Raw genomic sequence first — 18528 nt, forward strand, 5'->3', positions numbered from 1 at the left:
GATTTCGTGTTACAACCGAAGACGCGTTGGAAAGAAAAAGAATATAATAATGAGCGAGTGAGTGAATTAGCAAGTAAATTACAATTATCACCACTTGTCGTTTCGTTATTCCTCGGTAGAGGACTAGATACAGAAGATAAGATTTTAGATTTTTTAAATACAGAAAATCAAGAATTTCATGATCCATTTTTATTAGAAGGAATGGATAGAACGGTAGAACGTGTAAATAAGGCGATTCAAAATGGAGAGCAAATATTAATATTTGGTGACTACGATGCGGACGGAGTAAGTAGTACGACTGTGTTATATCTTGCTTTGCAAGAATTAGGTGCAGACGTAGAATTTTATATCCCAAACCGTTTTACTGAAGGGTATGGACCAAACGAAGAAGCATTTCGTTGGGCACATAGCGCAGGTTTCTCGCTAATTATTACTGTGGATACTGGTATCGCAGCAGTTCATGAAGCGAAGGTAGCGAAGGAGCTTGGAGTAGATCTTATTATTACGGATCACCATGAGCCACCACCAGAATTGCCAGAAGCACTTGCGATTATTCATCCGAAATTAGATGGCGGTGTATATCCGTTTCACTATTTAGCTGGTGTAGGTGTTGCTTTTAAAGTTGCACATGCATTGTTAGGCCGTGTACCAGAACATTTATTAGAAATTGCAGTAATTGGTACAGTTGCCGATTTAGTATCACTTCATGGTGAAAATAGATTGCTAGTGAAGCGCGGTTTAAAACATATGCGCATGACAAAAAATATCGGACTAAAGGCGCTATTTAAAGTTGCTAACGTTTCTCAAAGTGAAATTACAGAAGAGAGTATTGGCTTCTCAATCGCACCTCGTATTAACGCTGTTGGACGTTTAGAAGATGCTACGCCGGCTGTACATCTTTTATTATCAGAGGATCCAGAAGAAGCGAAAGAGCTTGCTGAAGAAATTGATGAGTTGAATAAACTGCGAAAAGATATTGTAAAGCAAATTACAGAAGAAGCTATCGCTGAAGTTGAAAATAATTTCCCGCCAGAAGACAATAAAGTACTAGTGCTTGCAAAAGAAGGTTGGAATCCAGGTGTAATTGGAATTGTCGCTTCTAAATTAGTTGAACGTTTTTATCGTCCAACAATTGTATTGAGCATTGATCCTGTAAAAGAAACAGCAAAAGGTTCAGCACGTAGTATTGCAGGATTTGATTTATTCGCAAACTTGTCAGATTGTAGAGAGTTATTGCCACACTTCGGAGGTCATCCGATGGCAGCAGGAATGACGCTACATATGAATGATGTAGCTGAATTGCGCCGCCGCTTAAATGAACAAGCAGATACAATTTTAACAGAAGAAGATTTTATTCCAATTACAGCCGTTGATGTCTTTTGTAAAGTGGAGGATGTAACACTTGCAGCAATTGAAGATATGCAAAAGTTAGCGCCATTTGGTGTTGGAAATCCAAAACCACGTATTGCAGTGAAGGATGCAGAGCTAGAAAGTATTCGGGCAATCGGATCAGATGGTTCTCATTTGAAAATGGCTCTTCGCGATGGACAAGCAACACTGGACACAATCGGATTCGGTTTTGGTGCGTATGCGAAAGAAATTTCTCCAGTTGCAAAGGTATCTGTAATAGGGGAAGCATCTATCAATGAGTGGAATAATTTTAAGAAGCCACAATTAATGGTACAAGATATTGCGGTAGAGGCGTGGCAATTATTTGATTGGCGTAGTATGCGTAACGTAGAGGCAAATTTAGCAGAACTTCCGAAAGAAAAAATTACGATGGTGTATTTTTCTGAAGAGGTGTTGAATAAATTTTCTTTAGAAGACTATAAAGAGCATATGATGCATGCATCAGAAGTAACGGAGTTAGATGATCAATACATCGTGTTACTTGATTTGCCAAAAGGAACAGATGAATTACGAGATTTATTTAAAGGTGGGTTCCCGTCGCGAATTTATACGCTGTTTTATCAAGAAAATAATCATTTATTTAGTACCGTTCCAACGAGGGAACACTTTAAATGGTACTACTCATTCTTAAGCCAAAAATCACCATTTTCTTTAAGACAATACGGGGAACAACTTTGTCGTCATAAAGGTTGGTCAAAAGATACAGTAAATTTCATGACACAGGTGTTTTTTGAGTTAGAATTTGTTACAATAAAAGATGGCGTCATTTTTATGGCAGACAAAAAACAAAAGCGTGATTTAATTGAATCGAACACATATCGTGAGAAAATGAACCACTTACAATTAGAAAAAGAATTGGTTTATAGCACATATCAGCAACTATATACATGGTTTGAAACGATTCGTAATCATAAAGAAGTAGAACAGTTAGGGTAAAGGATTTGTATTTACAAACCTTTTAGATCTGAGGAGGATTCAGAAATATGGATTTCAAGCAACATATCGCAATTGTACCGGATTATCCAAAAGAAGGTATTGTGTTTAAAGACATTACACCGTTAATGAACGACGGTAAAGCATACAAAGCAGCAACAGATGCAATCGTTGAGTATGCAAAGAAAAGAGACATTGACCTTGTAGTAGGACCAGAAGCACGTGGCTTTATTATCGGTTGTCCAGTTTCTTATGCATTAGAAGTAGGGTTTGCACCAGTTCGTAAATTAGGAAAATTACCACGTGAAGTAATTACAGTTGACTATGGTAAAGAATATGGTAAAGATGTTTTAACAATCCATAAAGATGCAATTAAGCCAGGTCAACGCGTATTAATTACAGATGACTTATTAGCTACAGGTGGAACAATTGAAGCGACAATTAAGCTAGTTGAAGAACTTGGTGGAGTTGTAGCAGGAATTGCATTCTTAGTAGAGCTTACTTACTTAGATGGTCGTAAAATGTTAGATGGTTACGATGTATTAGTATTAGAAAAATACTAATCACTATATAGTAAAACTACGGTGATAAAAAGTACCCGTGAATCTCTTGGAGAGGAGCGGGTACTTTTGTATAATTGCACAAAAAAACAAGGTGAAATATCAGTAAAATCTTTTCCTTTTCACAATTCACAATCATTGGGTTATAATGATAGAATATAATTTATTCTATTTAATAAAGATAAAGTCAATTTTCAATAAAAGGTGATTCGATGGCAAATGAGCAGGTACTAACAGCTGAACAGGTACTCGAGAAAGCAAGTCAATATTTAGCGGATGAAGATATTGAGCTAGTGGCACGTGCCTATGAATATGCACGTGATGCGCATAGCGAACAATACAGAAAATCGGGTGAACCGTACATTATTCATCCAATTCAAGTTGCAGGTATTTTAGTTGATTTACACATGGATCCAGCTACAGTATCAGCAGGTTTCTTACATGATGTAGTGGAAGATACAGAGATTACATTAGAAGATATTGAACGGGAATTTAATAAAGAAATTGCTATGCTTGTCGATGGTGTGACAAAGCTCGGAAAGATTAAATATAAATCTCATGAGCAGCAACAAGCAGAAAACCATCGCAAAATGTTTATTGCAATGGCTCAAGATATTCGAGTTATTTTAATTAAACTAGCTGATCGTCTTCATAACATGCGTACATTGAAACATTTGCCTCAGGAGAAGCAGCGTCGCATTGCGAATGAAACGTTAGAAATCTTTGCGCCTTTAGCACATAGACTCGGAATTAGTACTATTAAATGGGAGCTAGAGGATACGTCACTTCGCTATTTAAATCCACAGCAATATTATCGTATTGTAAATTTAATGAAGCGTAAACGTGCAGAACGTGAAGAATATTTAGACGAAGTAATGACTGGTATTCGTGAGAAGTTAAAAGAAGTTGCAATTCAACCTGAAATTTCTGGAAGACCAAAACATATTTACAGTATTTATCGTAAAATGGCACTGCAAAATAAACAGTTCAATGAGATTTACGATTTATTAGCTGTACGTGTCGTTGTAAATAGTATTAAAGATTGTTATGCGGTACTTGGAATTATTCATACGTGCTGGAAGCCGATGCCAGGTCGATTTAAAGATTATATTGCCATGCCGAAAGCAAATCTATATCAATCCCTTCATACGACTGTAATTGGGCCGAAAGGTGATCCGCTTGAAGTGCAAATTCGTACGAAAGAAATGCATGAGATTGCAGAATTCGGGATCGCGGCACACTGGGCGTATAAAGAAGGAAAGACAGCAGAAACCACGGGTACATTAGAGAAGAAACTTACATGGTTCCGTCAAATATTAGAATGGCAAAATGAAGCTTCTAACGCAGAAGAGTTTATGGAGTCATTAAAAATTGATTTATTTTCTGACATGGTATTCGTCTTTACACCGAAAGGCGATGTAATGGAATTGCCACTTGGATCTGTTCCGATTGATTTTGCATATCGTGTGCATTCAGAGATTGGAAATAAAACAATTGGTGCAAAAGTAAACGGTAAAATGGTGACGCTTGATTATAAATTAAAAACAGGCGATATCATTGAAATTTTAACATCGAAACATTCGTATGGACCAAGTCAAGATTGGGTGAAACTTGCTCAAACATCTCATGCAAAAAACAAAATACGTCAATTCTTTAAGAAGCAACGTAGAGATGAAAATATTGAAAAAGGCCGTGAACTTGTTGAGAAAGAAGTGCGTAGCCTAGAGTATGAGATGAAAGAAGTGTTAGCACCTGACAATTTAAAACGTGTTGCTGAAAAATTCAACTTTGCAAATGAAGAAGATATGTTTGCGGCAGTTGGGTATAACGGCATCACTGCCTCACAAATTGTTACGCGACTAACGGACAAGTTCCGTAAGCAACGTGAAGAAGAAGAGATTGTTGAAGTAAAAGAAGTTCGTAAACCGATGAAAATTCGAAAATGGGATTCTGGTGTTAAGGTAAGTGGTGCGGATAATTTATTAATTCGCTTATCAAAATGCTGTAACCCAGTACCCGGTGATGATATCGTTGGATATATTACGAAAGGCCGAGGCGTATCAATCCACCGTCGTGATTGCGTAAATGTTCATACAGAAGAAGCTATAGAACGTTTATTAGAAGTAGAGTGGGAAGGTAGTCCTGAAAAAGAAATTGAATATAACGTTGATATTGAAATTTCAGGTTATGATCGCCGTGGTTTATTAAATGAAGTATTGCAAGCTGTTACAGAGACGAAAACGTACATTTCGGCGGTTTCTGGTAGAAGTGACCGTAATAAGATGGCGACAATTAATATGTCAATCTCTATTCGTAACTTACAGCATTTGAAAAAAGTAGTAGAACGCATTAAACGTGTTCCAGAAATTTATGCAGTACGACGCATGATGCATTAATAGGGAGTGTAGAAAAGATGAGAGTTGTTTTACAACGATCAAAAGAAGCGTCTGTCACAGTAGACGGTGAGATCGTAGGACAAATTCCGTTCGGTTTAACATTACTAGTTGGCATTACGCATGAAGATACAGAAAAAGATGCAACTTACATTGCAGAGAAAATTGCGAACTTACGTATTTTTGAAGATGAGAGCGGAAAGATGAACCATTCTGTACTTGATGTAGAAGGACAAGTTCTATCAATTTCGCAATTCACATTATACGGAGATTGCCGTAAGGGAAGACGTCCAAACTTTATGGATGCTGCCAAACCTGATTATGCAGAGCGTTTATATGATTTCTTTAATGAGGAAGTTCGTAAGCAAGGATTGCATGTAGAAACAGGGAAATTCGGAGCAATGATGGATGTTTCTTTAATCAATGATGGTCCGGTGACCTTAATTGTGGAAAGTAAATAGTGTTGCTTAAAAAGAGAGGATGATATAATCCTCTCTTTTTTATACATTATTGTATGTTTTGTTCATTTATCCCTCTATTTGTGGGCAGTACCCCCCGCGGATGAAAGATTCACTTTCTTTGGAACCAATAGCTTTTTCGTTTATGTATAACTCTCTAATCAATATGGAACAATAAAAAGTAAAACATCCATATTGAATGTGAGGGATATACGTATGCGTATGAATGAAAAAGGGCACTCTGTTACAAATGGTGCAAATCAACTGTTTAACGTGAATTTTCATGATTTTATTTCAAAAGAGCAAAACAATACTTCAATGGAGCTTGCTTCTGAGTTTGGGATTTCTCTTCAAGATGTAAAGCGTCTAAAGAAGCAGATTGAACGCTCTTAGAGTACTTGACAATCCTACTCAACAAACGTATAGTAATTTTATATTTACATATGAATATAACCGTTGATAGAGAAGAGTAAATGAGACACACATGGAAAGAGAAGAAATGTCTTGGGCTGAAAACATTTCTGCATGATGACTGATTGAATGACACTCTAGAGGTTTCAACTTGAACAGCACATATATGCTTAGTAGGGATGAACGCACATTTAAGCGTTATTAAAAAAGTGGAAGCATACGTGCTTCAATTAGGGTGGCACCACGGGTATAATACTCTCGTCCCTACTGTTCAAACAGTAGAGGCGGGAGTTTTTTTATTTTTATTAAGATTAAAACAATTTGAGGAGGAACTGAATATGTCTATTCAAATCCCACGCGGAACGCAAGATATTCTTCCAGGCACTGTTGAGTTATGGCAGTATATCGAAGGGCAAGCACGCGAAATTTGCCGTCGTTACAATTATAAAGAAATTCGTACACCAATTTTTGAACACACTGAGCTATTTTTACGTGGTGTTGGTGATACGACAGATATCGTACAAAAAGAAATGTACTCATTCCAAGATCGTGGAGAGCGTAGTTTAACATTACGTCCAGAAGGTACTGCACCAGTTGTACGCTCTTACGTTGAGAACAAAATGTTCGGTGACGCGACACAACCAACGAAATTATACTATATCGGTCAAATGTTCCGTTACGAAAGACCACAAGCAGGTCGCTATCGTCAATTCGTCCAATTCGGTATTGAAGCAATCGGCAGTAACGATCCTGCAATTGATGCAGAAGTAATTGCACTTGCTGTAGAGTTTTACCGCGGCATGGGCTTAAAAAATATTAAAGTTGTATTAAACAGCTTAGGTGATGCAGCGAGCCGTCAAGCGCACCGTGATGCGTTAATCGCACACTTCGAGCCACGTATCGGCGAGTTCTGTTCTGACTGTCAATCTCGTTTAGAAAAGAATCCTCTTCGTATTTTAGATTGTAAGAAGGACCGTAACCACGAATTAATGGGAACAGCACCATCTATTACAGAATACTTAAACGAAGATTCAGCAGTATACTACGAAAAAGTTCAAGAACTATTAACGATGATGGATGTTCCATTTGAAAAAGATCCGAACTTAGTACGTGGTTTAGACTACTACCAACATACTGTTTTTGAAATTATGAGTGAGGCAGAAGGTTTCGGTGCTATTACTACATTAAGTGGTGGTGGCCGTTACAACGGACTTGTACAAGAAATCGGTGGACCAGAAATGCCAGGTATCGGTTTTGCGATGAGTATTGAACGTTTAATTATGGCGCTAAAAGCTGAAAACATCGAATTACCAATTGAACATAGTATCGATTGTTACGTTGTAGCACTTGGTGAAAAAGCGAAAGACCATGCTGCGAAAGTTGCGTTTGATCTTCGTAAAGCTGGATTATCAGTGGAAAAAGATTATTTAGACCGCAAAATGAAAGCACAATTTAAATCAGCAGATCGTCTAAAAGCAAAATTTGTAGCTGTATTAGGGGAAGATGAGCTAGATAAAGGCATCATTAACTTAAAAAATATGGCAACAGGCGAACAAGAAGAAGTAGTATTAGATGTATTTGCTTCATACGTAGCAGAGAAATTAATATAGGGGGAACTTACAGTGGCTGAAAGAACACATGCATGTGGAAAAGTAACAGTAGAAGCAGTTGGACAAACAGTTCAATTAAAAGGTTGGGTACAAAAACGCCGTGATTTAGGCGGATTAATCTTTATTGACTTACGTGACCGTACAGGTATCGTGCAAGTTGTATTTAACCCAGAAACATCAAAAGAAGCGTTAGAAATAGCAGAAACAATTCGTAGCGAATACGTATTACACGTAGAAGGTACAGTTGTTGAGCGTGGTGAAGGCGCAATTAATGACAATATGGCAACTGGTCGTATTGAAGTACAAGCAACGAAAGTAAACGTATTAAATGCAGCGAAAACAACGCCAATCATTATTGCTGATGATACAGATGCATCCGAAGATGTGCGTTTAAAATATCGTTATTTAGACTTACGTCGTCCTGTAATGTTCAACACATTCAAAATGCGTCACGACGTAACGAAAACAATTCGTAACTTCTTGGACACAGAAGATTTCTTAGAAGTGGAAACACCAATTTTAACGAAGAGCACACCAGAAGGAGCTCGTGACTATTTAGTACCAAGTCGTGTACATGATGGTGAATTCTATGCATTACCACAGTCTCCACAGCTATTTAAACAGCTTCTTATGGTCGGCGGATTTGAGCGTTACTATCAAGTAGCACGTTGTTTCCGTGACGAAGATTTACGTGCAGACCGTCAACCTGAATTCACGCAAATCGATATCGAAGCTTCATTCTTAACACAAGATGAAATTTTAGATATGATGGAGCGCATGATGACGAAAGTTATGAAGGATGCAAAAGGTGTAGAAGTAAGTGCACCATTCCCTCGTATGAAATATGCTGATGCAATGGCTCGCTACGGTTCTGATAAGCCAGATACACGCTTTGAAATGGAACTAACAGACTTATCTGAGTTTGCAGCAGGTTGTGGTTTTAAAGTATTTACAAGTGCTGTAGAAAGCGGCGGACAAGTAAAAGCGATTAATGCAAAAGGTGCTGCGAGCAAATACTCTCGTAAAGATATCGATGCATTAACTGAATTCGTAAAAGTATACGGTGCAAAAGGTCTAGCTTGGCTTAAAGTTGAAGAAGACGGCTTAAAAGGACCAATCGCGAAATTCTTCGGTGAAGAAGAAGCAAATGCGTTAATGACTACATTAGAAGCAAATGCTGGTGACTTATTACTATTCGTAGCAGATAAGAAGAGCGTTGTTGCAGATAGCTTAGGTGCACTTCGTTTACGTCTAGGTAAAGAGCTTGAGTTAATTGACGAAAGTAAATTTAACTTCCTATGGGTAACGGATTGGCCACTTCTTGAGTACGATGAAGATGCAGATCGTTACTTTGCAGCTCACCACCCATTCACAATGCCATTCCGTGAAGATGTTGAGTTATTAGAAACAGCACCAGAAAAAGCACGTGCACAAGCATATGACCTTGTATTAAACGGTTATGAGCTTGGTGGTGGATCACTTCGTATTTACGAGCGTGACGTACAAGAAAAAATGTTCAAAGCACTTGGATTCTCACAAGAAGAAGCACAAGAGCAATTCGGATTCTTATTAGAAGCATTTGAATACGGTACTCCACCACACGGTGGTATCGCATTAGGTTTAGACCGTCTTGTTATGTTACTTGCAGGCCGTACGAATCTTCGTGATACAATTGCATTCCCGAAAACAGCAAGCGCAAGCTGCTTATTAACAGAAGCGCCAAGCCCAGTTGCAGAAGCACAGCTTGAAGAGCTGAACTTAAAATTAAGCTTAAAAGAAGAGAAGTAAGAAAAAAGTCTAGATGGTTATACTATAGCCGTCTAGACTTTTTTTGAGAGGTTGTTTATAAAGTCCGGTTCAGAGGGCAGGCGCATCTCGTCGTTGCTTCGCCAGTCCGGTGCTCGAGTAGTAACGCTACACTGTGCTCCTCCTAGCATACGTGCCTCGATCTGCTCGGTTCTCTAAATCCTCCTTTTTAAACGTATATTTAGGAAGAAATAAAAGTCGGTTTACAATATGTTTTTATGCTCGAAATATGTATTTTTAGGAATTCTATAACTTTTTCTATACAAATAGTCGGAAAAACGCTAGAATACATGGTAGACCATTTTTGTAATAGGAGTGTAGAGCTGAATGTTACATCAATTTTCACGTAATGAATTAGCCTTCGGTAAAGAAGGACTTGAAATATTAAAAAATAGTACAGTCGGTATTTTAGGAATTGGCGGTGTAGGTTCATTTTCGGCAGAGGCGTTAGCACGTTCTGGCGTAGGGCGTCTCGTATTAGTTGATAAAGACGTTGTAGATATTACAAACGTAAACCGTCAAATTCACGCGTTAGTATCTACTGTAGGACGTTCAAAAGTAGAATTAATGAAAGAGCGTATTGCAGACATTAATCCAGAGTGTGAAGTAATTGGACTAGAAATGTTTTATACTGATGAAACATATGAAGAGTTCTTCAAACATGGCTTGGATTTCGTAGTAGATGCATCTGATACGATTACGTTCAAAATTCATTTAATTAAACAATGCTTACGTCGCAAAATTAAAATTATCTCATGTATGGGTGCAGCAAATAAAATGGACCCAACTCGTTTCCGTATTGCGGACATCTCTAAAACACATACAGATCCAATTGCGAAAGTAATTCGTACGAAGCTTCGTAAAGAGGGTATTAAAAAAGGTGTAAAAGTTGTCTTCTCTGACGAAAACCCAATCGTAATTCGTGAAGAAGTACGTAAAGAAATCGTACCAGACGAAAATGCAAAAATTCGTAAAGCGAAATTACCACCTTCATCAAACGCATTCGTACCATCTGTGGCAGGCTTAATTATGGCAAGTCACGTTGTACGTGAACGCATTAAAAACGTAGAAGTGAAACGTGTAGGACAAGAATAAAGTGAAAGCATATATCCATTTCGGATATATGCTTTTTGTATGTATTAAAGAAATAGGGATGTTTGCATTACTACTAGTTCAAATGTAAGCAAGGCTAGTAAGTAATGATCATATTTATCTGATTCATAGGCGGATGTCTTTTTTAAACTGTTAATGGTGAAAAGAGCTAAAGTTAGGACGAGAACACCGAGTGTTATTTTGAAGACTATTAATGAGATAGTAACCATCTCCTTTAAAAAATATATGTTTATAATAACATTTTAGTAAAAAATATCCAATATATATTGAGAGTTTTCTTGTATGATAGGGAGGGATATTTCGTCAATTTGTGTCGGTAAATCGATATTCCTTGTCGAATCATTGATATATTTTGAGATACGATAGATATATTTGAAAAATCGTCAATATAATTTCATTTACCGACACATACATATTATACTCTCCACTAAAGAAACAAAAAGGGATGTCACTCAGTCAAAAAAGTGACAGCCCTGTTTTTAATTCTCTGCAGAATATATAATATCTAAATTTCCATTTTGATCTGTTTTGAAAATTGGAGCAATCTGTTCTTCTTGTTCTTCAACTGAAACGAGTTTTCGGGCACGGTCCATAATTCTAACAAGCATTGCATAATCTTCTTCGATTGCTTGTTGTTTTTTTGAGAGTACCGCTAATTTTGCTTCCAGTTCATGATTCGTCTTTTTTAAGGATGTGAGCTGAGCTTGTAATACTTCATTTTCAGTTTGTAACTTTGCGAGTGAAGGGTTGGTATGCTCTAAGTTTTGCAAAAATGAAATGACATTTTGCATAGTAAGTTCTTGTTTACTTGGCACAGTATCTTCTGAAAACTCGGCATCAATTATGATTTGTTTCGTTTTCGTGAAATGCTCTTTTTCTATTTTAGCTTCAGAGCGTTTTAATTCTTTACGTTGTTTTTTTGCAAGTTGCACCGCATCTTCATAATTCGGTCTTACTTCAGCGTTCCATCTAAATCCGCAAGCTGCTGAAGTGCGGTTTAATGTATCGCCGACTTCATCGAATGCTTTTATTTGTGTACTGCCGCTACGAATATGTCGTAAAACAGTTTCTGCTAAAAGGAGATCGTCTTCTTTTGTCCATGCATCTTGACGTGTTTTCATAAGCGAAGCCTCCATAATGGTGACGTTTTCGCTTATATTTCCCGAATTATAAGTTGTTATACAGTGAAATAGGATAATTGTAATAGAAAAATTATTGGTCCAATGTAAAAAAATCTACTTTTATGTATAATGTAAATAATAATAATAATATTTAGAATTTATTGTGTAAAGGTATAATTTTGTAGTACCTAAAAAGGAGAAGTGCATATGGGGATTTATGAAACGAGGCAAATGTTAGATAGTACAATTTCTATTTTAGAAAGTTATCGTGATTTATTGAATTCTTATTTCGAAAATGGTGAATTTACAGGATTCACAGATATTTTAAGTGTGTTAGATGATGGTGGGAAAGAAATCTTTAAATATTATTGGCTCCATTTGCAGAGCATGGAGTTTGTTACGGAAGAGCATGTAGATCATTTTAATTATTTGTTTGATGAAGACTATACAGAGAGTATGTTACACGATATGGCTATGGCAATTACGGAAACAGCAGATATACCAGATTTGATACAAGGGTACTTAGTGCAAATTACTAACATAGATTTTTTAACCTTTAGAAGAACTGGAATTGAGGTAGGGGAGGTATCGAAGGCATTTATTAGAGCTGTGGAATATATAGGGACGGAGTTTTATTGGATTGCTATGAATGACAACATTAAAATGATTCACGACGGTCGTGTTGAAATTTTAGAAGCCTCTATGATAGCTATTTTAGAGGAGTTTGTAGTTAGTGGTGAAAGCGTAGAGGAAACCACTGTCACAATTGGACAGGTGGAAAGTACAGTACAAGATTACACATTTGAGGAATTAATGGAGCAATTAAATAGATTAATAGGGATGCCGCAATTGAAGCAAGATATACAAAACATAGTAAATTTAATTAAAATCCAGCAGATGAGAAGTAGTAAGGGAATGAAAACAGTTGCTATGTCTAGGCATCTTGTTTTTACTGGTAATCCAGGAACAGGAAAGACAACGGTTGCAAGACTTTTATCGCAGATTTATCGGAAATTAGGGATATTAACTTCTGGACACTTAGTAGAGGTGGATCGAGCTGGTTTGGTTGCGGGATATGTAGGACAGACCGCGATTAAAACAGATGAGGTAATAAAGAAAGCGATTGGTGGTGTTTTATTTATTGATGAGGCCTATACGTTATCTAATGATGATTTTGGAAAAGAAGCAATTGACACTATTTTAAAAAGAATGGAAGACTATAGAGAAGAGTTGATTGTAATTGTAGCAGGATATCCCGATAAAATGTTATCGTTTATTCAAAGTAATCCAGGATTGGAATCTCGTTTTAATAAGTATATTCAGTTTGATGATTATCTCCCGCAAGAGCTGGTTCAAATATTTGAAATGATGTGTGTGGAGCAGAATTATTGTGTAGACCAAGAGGCTTTAGATAAAGTATACACATATGCGAAAAAACAATTTACAAATCGAAATGATAACTTTTCAAATGCACGTTTAATGAGGAATGTTTTTGAGCAGACAATTACAAATCAGGCGAATAGATTAGTAATTGCTCCGATAGAGAATATAACTGAAGATGAGCTATCTTTAATTACTGTTGAAGATGTGTTGGTTTAATATATTAGTTAAGGACCTTCAATTTTAGAGTGAAGGTCCTTTTTTAGTTGTATGCTTCGAACTTTGTAATCTTTCATATACAGTAGAAAGTGCTTGCTCAAATTTCCCTGTCGTTTTCGGTTTATAATATTGTTTGTTTTTAATTTTATCAGGTAAGTATTGTTGTTGTACCCAGCCATTTGGATGGTCGTGTGGATATAAGTATCCAATGCCTCTTCCAAGTGATTCTGCACCTTTGTAATGACTATCTTTTAAATGACTTGGGATGTCGCCTGTTTGACCGTTACGTAAATCGTGTAATGCAGCATCAAGTGCTTTATAAGCTGAGTTTGATTTTGGTGATAGGCAAAGTTCGATAACAGCATTTGCAAGTGGTATGCGTGCCTCTGGGAATCCAACTCGTTCAGCTGATTCTATAGCTGCTAGTGTACGTGGTCCAGCTTGCGGGCTGGCAAGTCCGATATCTTCATATGCCATAATAAGAAGACGTCTACCAATACTTTGTAAATCACCAGCTTCAATAAGACGTGCTAAATAGTGAAGTGCTGCATTTACATCACTTCCGCGTACTGATTTTTGAAATGCTGATAATACGTCATAATGAGCATCTCCACCTTTGTCGTGAACGAAGCTCTTTTTTTGTAAGCATTCTTCTGCAATTTCTAGCGTGATTTCCGCAGTTTTGTCATCTGTTGTAAAGCTAGATAAAACAGCTAGTTCAAGTGCGTTATAAGCGGAACGCATATCTCCGCCTGAAGCATTTGCGAAGTGATGTAATGCTTCAGGCGTAACAGTTACATCATATTCCCCAAGGCCTTTTTCTTTATCTTCAAGTGCTCGTTTTAAACCAATTAAAAGGTCATCTTCTGTTAATGCGTGTAATTCGAAGATTTGACAACGACTTCGAATAGCAGAATTAATAGCATGGAACGGATTACTCGTTGTTGCACCAATTAAGGTAAGGAGTCCGCTTTCTAAATGAGGTAATAGAAAATCTTGTTTTGCTTTATCTAGACGGTGTACTTCATCTAAAATTAAAACGAGGTGTCGATGCATCTTTGCCTCTTGTACGACAACTTCCATATCTTTTTTATTATGAGTAACAGCATTTAATAGGCGAAAAGGGGTTCCGGTACTTCCTGCAATTGCGCTCGCAATGGATGTTTTTCCAGTGCCTGGAGGGCCGTATAAAATCATAGATTGAAAATGATTTGCTTGGACCATTCGCCATAAAATCTTTCCTTCACCAACTAAATGTTGTTGTCCGATAATTTCTTGAATATTTGTAGGGCGCATTCGATGTGCGAGTGGTTGTTTCATTTTTTACCGTCTCCCTTAAAGTATAATCTCTTTCTATCGTATCATTTTTTTTAGTGGAATTTGAAATAGGATGCTGTTTTATGGGAAAAATGAATATAAATATTTTCATTTTTCTTTCAATTGTAATAATTTCCGAGTTTTTCAATGTGATTTTATGTTATCATTTTGATACACAAGTTGAAATTTCTTATAATACTATATTATGCTATAATTTCATAGGATTTTAAATTGTGTTCTTTTATAAATAAGATATAACCAATAGAAGTGAAAATTTGAAAAGAGGTGCAAAATAGATGAAGATTTCAACAAAAGGCCGTTATGGCTTAACAATTATGATCGATCTTGCAAAAAAGTTTGGTGAAGGTCCAATTTCCTTAAAATCAATTGCGCAGGCACATGACTTATCGGAACATTACTTAGAGCAATTAATTTCACCACTTCGTAACGCTCGTCTAGTAAAGAGTACGCGCGGGGCATATGGCGGATATGTATTATCAGATCAGCCAGCTAACATTACAGCTGGGGATGTAATCCGTGTATTAGAGGGTCCAATTAGTGTTGTAGAAATGATAGAAGAAGAAGAACCAGCACAACGCCAATTATGGATGCGTGTTCGTGATGCGGTGCAAGAAGTTTTAGATAGTACAACGTTAGAAGATTTAGTACGTTATGAGGAAGAAAATCATGGGGGCTATATGTTTTACATTTAATTCCTTGTGAAACGATTTGGAAAGAAGGAGATTTAATGGAACGCATTTACTTAGATCATGCTGCGACATCTCCGACTCACCCAGAAGTGGTCGAAAAGATGATTCCATATATGACAGAAACATTCGGAAACCCGTCTAGTATTCATTTTTATGGACGTCAAACGCGCCATGCGGTAGATGAGGCGAGACGCGCTTGTGCGCGTAGCATTCATGCGAATCCGAATGAAATTATATTTACGAGCGGTGGTACAGAAGCTGATAATTTAGCACTTATCGGTGTAGCGCGTGCGAACCGTCATAAAGGTAACCATATTATAACGACGCAAATTGAACATCATGCAATTTTGCATACGTGTGAACTGTTAGAACGTGAAGGATTTGAAGTGACATATTTACCTGTCGATGAAACAGGGCGCGTTCAAGTTTCTGACATACAAAATGCATTAACAGAAGAGACAATTCTCGTATCTGTTATGTTTGGGAATAATGAAGTTGGGACGATGCAACCAATTGTGGAAATAGGGAAGTTGCTAAAAGAGCATCAAGCTTATTTCCATACAGATGCAGTACAAGCTTATGGTTTAGTAGAAATTGATGTGAAAGAGTTCGGTATTGATTTATTATCGATTTCAGCTCATAAAATTAATGGGCCAAAAGGTGTCGGGTTCCTATACGCTGGTGCAAATGTGAAATTTGAACCGTTATTAATAGGCGGGGAGCAAGAAAGAAAACGCCGTGCTGGTACTGAAAATGTACCGAGTATCGTTGGTTTACAGCAAGCAATTTTGTTAGCTGAAAAAACTCGTGAGCAAAAAAATGCCCAATATGAAGAGTTTAAAGATATAATGGTATCTGTCTTCAAAAATGAAGACATTACTTTCGAGGTAAACGGAAACTTAGAATATCGCTTACCACATGTGCTTAATATCAGTTTTACAGGAATGAACATTGAACCGTTTCTTGTGAACTTAGACATAGCTGGCATTGCAGTGTCAAGTGGTTCGGCATGTACAGCTGGTTCGATTGATCCATCACATGTATTAGTAGCGATGTTCGGAAAAGACTCCGATCAAATACGTTCATCCGTACGCTTTAGTTTCGGACTTGGAAATACGAAAGAGCAAATTGAGAAAGCGGCGTACGAAACAGTGAAAATCGTGAAGCGATTAACACAAAATTAGCATGGGAGGTGACATGATGAACAAACTACCTCAAGAAACACGCGTTGTCATCGGGATGTCCGGTGGCGTCGATTCATCTGTAGCAGCTCTTTTATTAAAAGAGCAAGGTTATGATGTAATCGGAATTTTTATGAAAAACTGGGATGATACAGATGAGAATGGTGTCTGCACAGCAACAGAAGATTACAATGATGTAATTGAAGTGTGTAACCAAATTGGTATTCCGTATTATGCAGTAAACTTTGAAAAACAATACTGGGATAAAGTATTTACGTACTTCTTAGATGAGTACCGAGCTGGTCGTACACCAAACCCAGATGTAATGTGTAATAAAGAAATTAAATTTAAAGCATTTTTAGAGCATGCAATTGCGCTTGGTGCTGATTATGTAGCGACAGGTCATTATGCACGCGTTGCTTATATGGACGGCGAATATAAAATGCTTCGCGGCGTTGATGACAATAAAGACCAAACGTATTTCTTAAATCAATTAAGCCAAGAGCAATTGTCAAAAACAATGTTCCCGTTAGGTGAATTAAAGAAACCACAAATTCGTGAGATGGCGAAAGCAGCTGGTTTAGCGACAGCTGCGAAGAAAGATAGTACAGGTATTTGCTTCATTGGTGAGCGTAATTTTAAAGATTTCTTAAGTAACTATTTACCAGCACAACCAGGTGTGATGCAAACATTATCTGGTGAAGTGAAAGGGAAGCATGACGGTTTAATGTACTATACGATTGGACAACGTCATGGCCTTGGTATTGGTGGTAACGGTGATCCGTGGTTTGCTGTTGGGAAAAACTTGAAAGAAAACATTTTATATGTTGATCAAGGATTCCATAACGAGCTTCTATATGGTGATGAAGTTATTGCTACGAATATTGGCTGGGTAAGTAATGAAGCGAAAGAAAAAGAATTTAAGTGCACAGCGAAATTCCGTTATCGTCAAGAAGACAATAAAGTAACGGTTCAAATCGTTGATGAAAATACAGTTCGTATTCTTTGTGACGAGCCAATTCGTGCTATTACACCAGGACAAGCAGTTGTTTTCTATGATGGAGATGAGTGCTTAGGTGGTGCTACAATTGATGAAGTGTACCGTAACGGTAAGAAATTGGATTATTTAGGATAAAACGAGAAGCCTCTGCCGATTCGCGGTTAGAGGTTTCTTTTACATAAAGCGAATTTTCGTTCGCTTGGAAAATACATTCTTTGTTATAATTTATTGTAGAGGTGAAGGACATGTCAAACAAACTTGAAACAGGTATTCAATATATGCAAGAAGGAAACTGGGAAGAAGCTGCTAGAAATTTCACAGAGGCAATCGAAGAAAATCCGAAAGATGCGCTTGGATACATTAATTTTGCGAACTTATTAGATGTACTAGGTGATAGTGAAAGAGCAATTTTATTTTATAAACGTGCATTAGAGTTAGATGATAAATCTGCGGCTGCTTATTATGGATTAGGAAATGTGTATTACGGTCAAGAGCAATTTGCAGAGGCTAAAGCTGTATTTGAACAAGCGATGCAGGCAGGATTACAATCAGCTGATGTAACATTTATGTTAGGGATTACACATGTGCAACTTGGAAATGATCGTCTTGCACTGCCATTTTTACAAAGAGCAACAGAATTAGATGAAAACGATGTAGAAGCTGTGTTCCAGTGCGGACTTTGCTTTGCACGATTAGAACATATTCAAGAGGCGAAACCTTATTTTGAAAAGGTATTAGTAATGGATGAAGAGCATGCAGATGCGTATTATAATTTAGGTGTTGCTTACGTATTTGAAGAAGATAACGAGAAAGCTCTTGCTTTATTTAAGAAAGCAACTGAAATTCAACCAGATCACTTTTTAGCTGGTAATGGTGTTCGTTTATTAGAGCAAGAAGCTGAATAAG

At 37.2% G+C, this 18528-nt stretch carries 15 protein-coding genes and 1 other annotated feature; of the genes, 13 read left to right on the forward strand and 2 right to left on the reverse strand.

Going from position 1 to position 18528, the window contains the following annotated elements:
* Positions 1–6: 6 nt before the first annotated feature.
* From recJ to FS742_RS11580, 8 genes are all read left to right on the forward strand, one after another.
* Positions 7–2346 (forward strand): single-stranded-DNA-specific exonuclease RecJ, encoded by a 2340-nt coding sequence (gene recJ / locus FS742_RS11550; protein WP_144612452.1) that lies wholly within the window; start codon positions 7–9, stop codon positions 2344–2346.
* Between the two features lie 47 nt (positions 2347–2393).
* A complete protein-coding gene (locus FS742_RS11555) occupies positions 2394–2906 on the forward strand; it encodes an adenine phosphoribosyltransferase (RefSeq protein WP_000346220.1) in 513 nt (170 codons plus the stop codon).
* A gap of 209 nt (positions 2907–3115) precedes the next feature.
* Entirely contained in the window at positions 3116–5299 is a 2184-nt protein-coding gene (gene relA, locus FS742_RS11560) for a GTP diphosphokinase (protein WP_144612454.1), read from the forward strand.
* Positions 5300–5316: 17 nt separating this feature from the next.
* Positions 5317–5757, forward strand: coding sequence for a D-tyrosyl-tRNA(Tyr) deacylase (locus tag FS742_RS11565; protein ID WP_001266956.1), 441 nt, complete (start codon positions 5317–5319; stop codon positions 5755–5757).
* Between the two features lie 213 nt (positions 5758–5970).
* Positions 5971–6147, forward strand: a complete 177-nt coding sequence (locus tag FS742_RS27565) for a hypothetical protein (protein ID WP_001242605.1) — start codon at positions 5971–5973, stop codon at positions 6145–6147.
* Positions 6148–6201: 54 nt separating this feature from the next.
* Positions 6202–6434, forward strand: a binding site (T-box leader).
* 69 nt (positions 6435–6503) lie between these two features.
* Positions 6504–7775 carry a histidine--tRNA ligase gene (hisS, locus tag FS742_RS11570; RefSeq protein ID WP_144612456.1) on the forward strand — a complete coding sequence of 424 codons (1272 nt, stop codon included), beginning with the start codon at positions 6504–6506 and terminating at the stop codon, positions 7773–7775.
* A gap of 12 nt (positions 7776–7787) precedes the next feature.
* Positions 7788–9563 (forward strand): aspartate--tRNA ligase, encoded by a 1776-nt coding sequence (gene aspS, locus FS742_RS11575; protein ID WP_144612458.1) that lies wholly within the window; start codon positions 7788–7790, stop codon positions 9561–9563.
* A gap of 345 nt (positions 9564–9908) precedes the next feature.
* Positions 9909–10676, forward strand: coding sequence for a tRNA threonylcarbamoyladenosine dehydratase (locus FS742_RS11580; RefSeq protein ID WP_000903182.1), 768 nt, complete (start codon positions 9909–9911; stop codon positions 10674–10676).
* A gap of 497 nt (positions 10677–11173) precedes the next feature.
* On the opposite strand, the gene FS742_RS11595 is transcribed toward FS742_RS11580, so the two are convergent.
* Positions 11174–11815, reverse strand: coding sequence for an RsfA family transcriptional regulator (locus tag FS742_RS11595; RefSeq protein WP_088084364.1), 642 nt, complete (start codon positions 11813–11815; stop codon positions 11174–11176).
* Between the two features lie 207 nt (positions 11816–12022).
* Here FS742_RS11595 and FS742_RS11600 point away from each other — a divergent pair, with 207 nt between their 5' ends.
* A complete protein-coding gene (locus FS742_RS11600; protein ID WP_144612460.1) occupies positions 12023–13414 on the forward strand; it encodes an AAA family ATPase in 1392 nt (463 codons plus the stop codon).
* Positions 13415–13438: 24 nt separating this feature from the next.
* Here FS742_RS11600 and FS742_RS11605 read toward each other — a convergent pair whose 3' ends face one another.
* Positions 13439–14734: a replication-associated recombination protein A gene (locus FS742_RS11605; RefSeq protein ID WP_144612461.1), complete on the reverse strand. Its 1296-nt coding sequence runs from the start codon at positions 14732–14734 to the stop codon at positions 13439–13441.
* A gap of 293 nt (positions 14735–15027) precedes the next feature.
* Between FS742_RS11605 and cymR the strand changes: the two genes are divergently transcribed.
* The 4 genes from cymR (at position 15028) to FS742_RS11625 (ending at position 18527) form a co-directional block, all read left to right on the forward strand.
* Positions 15028–15444 carry a cysteine metabolism transcriptional regulator CymR gene (cymR, locus tag FS742_RS11610; protein WP_000704116.1) on the forward strand — a complete coding sequence of 139 codons (417 nt, stop codon included), beginning with the start codon at positions 15028–15030 and terminating at the stop codon, positions 15442–15444.
* A 35-nt stretch (positions 15445–15479) separates the two neighbouring features.
* A complete protein-coding gene (locus FS742_RS11615) occupies positions 15480–16625 on the forward strand; it encodes a cysteine desulfurase family protein (protein ID WP_144612463.1) in 1146 nt (381 codons plus the stop codon).
* Positions 16626–16641: 16 nt separating this feature from the next.
* Positions 16642–17757, forward strand: coding sequence for a tRNA 2-thiouridine(34) synthase MnmA (gene mnmA / locus FS742_RS11620; protein ID WP_144612465.1), 1116 nt, complete (start codon positions 16642–16644; stop codon positions 17755–17757).
* A gap of 110 nt (positions 17758–17867) precedes the next feature.
* Positions 17868–18527, forward strand: a complete 660-nt coding sequence (locus tag FS742_RS11625) for a tetratricopeptide repeat protein (protein ID WP_144612467.1) — start codon at positions 17868–17870, stop codon at positions 18525–18527.
* Position 18528 lies beyond the last annotated feature (1 nt).

It is taken from the genome of Bacillus cereus, assembly GCF_007678085.1.
Lineage (GTDB): Bacteria > Bacillota > Bacilli > Bacillales > Bacillaceae_G > Bacillus_A > Bacillus_A cereus_BE.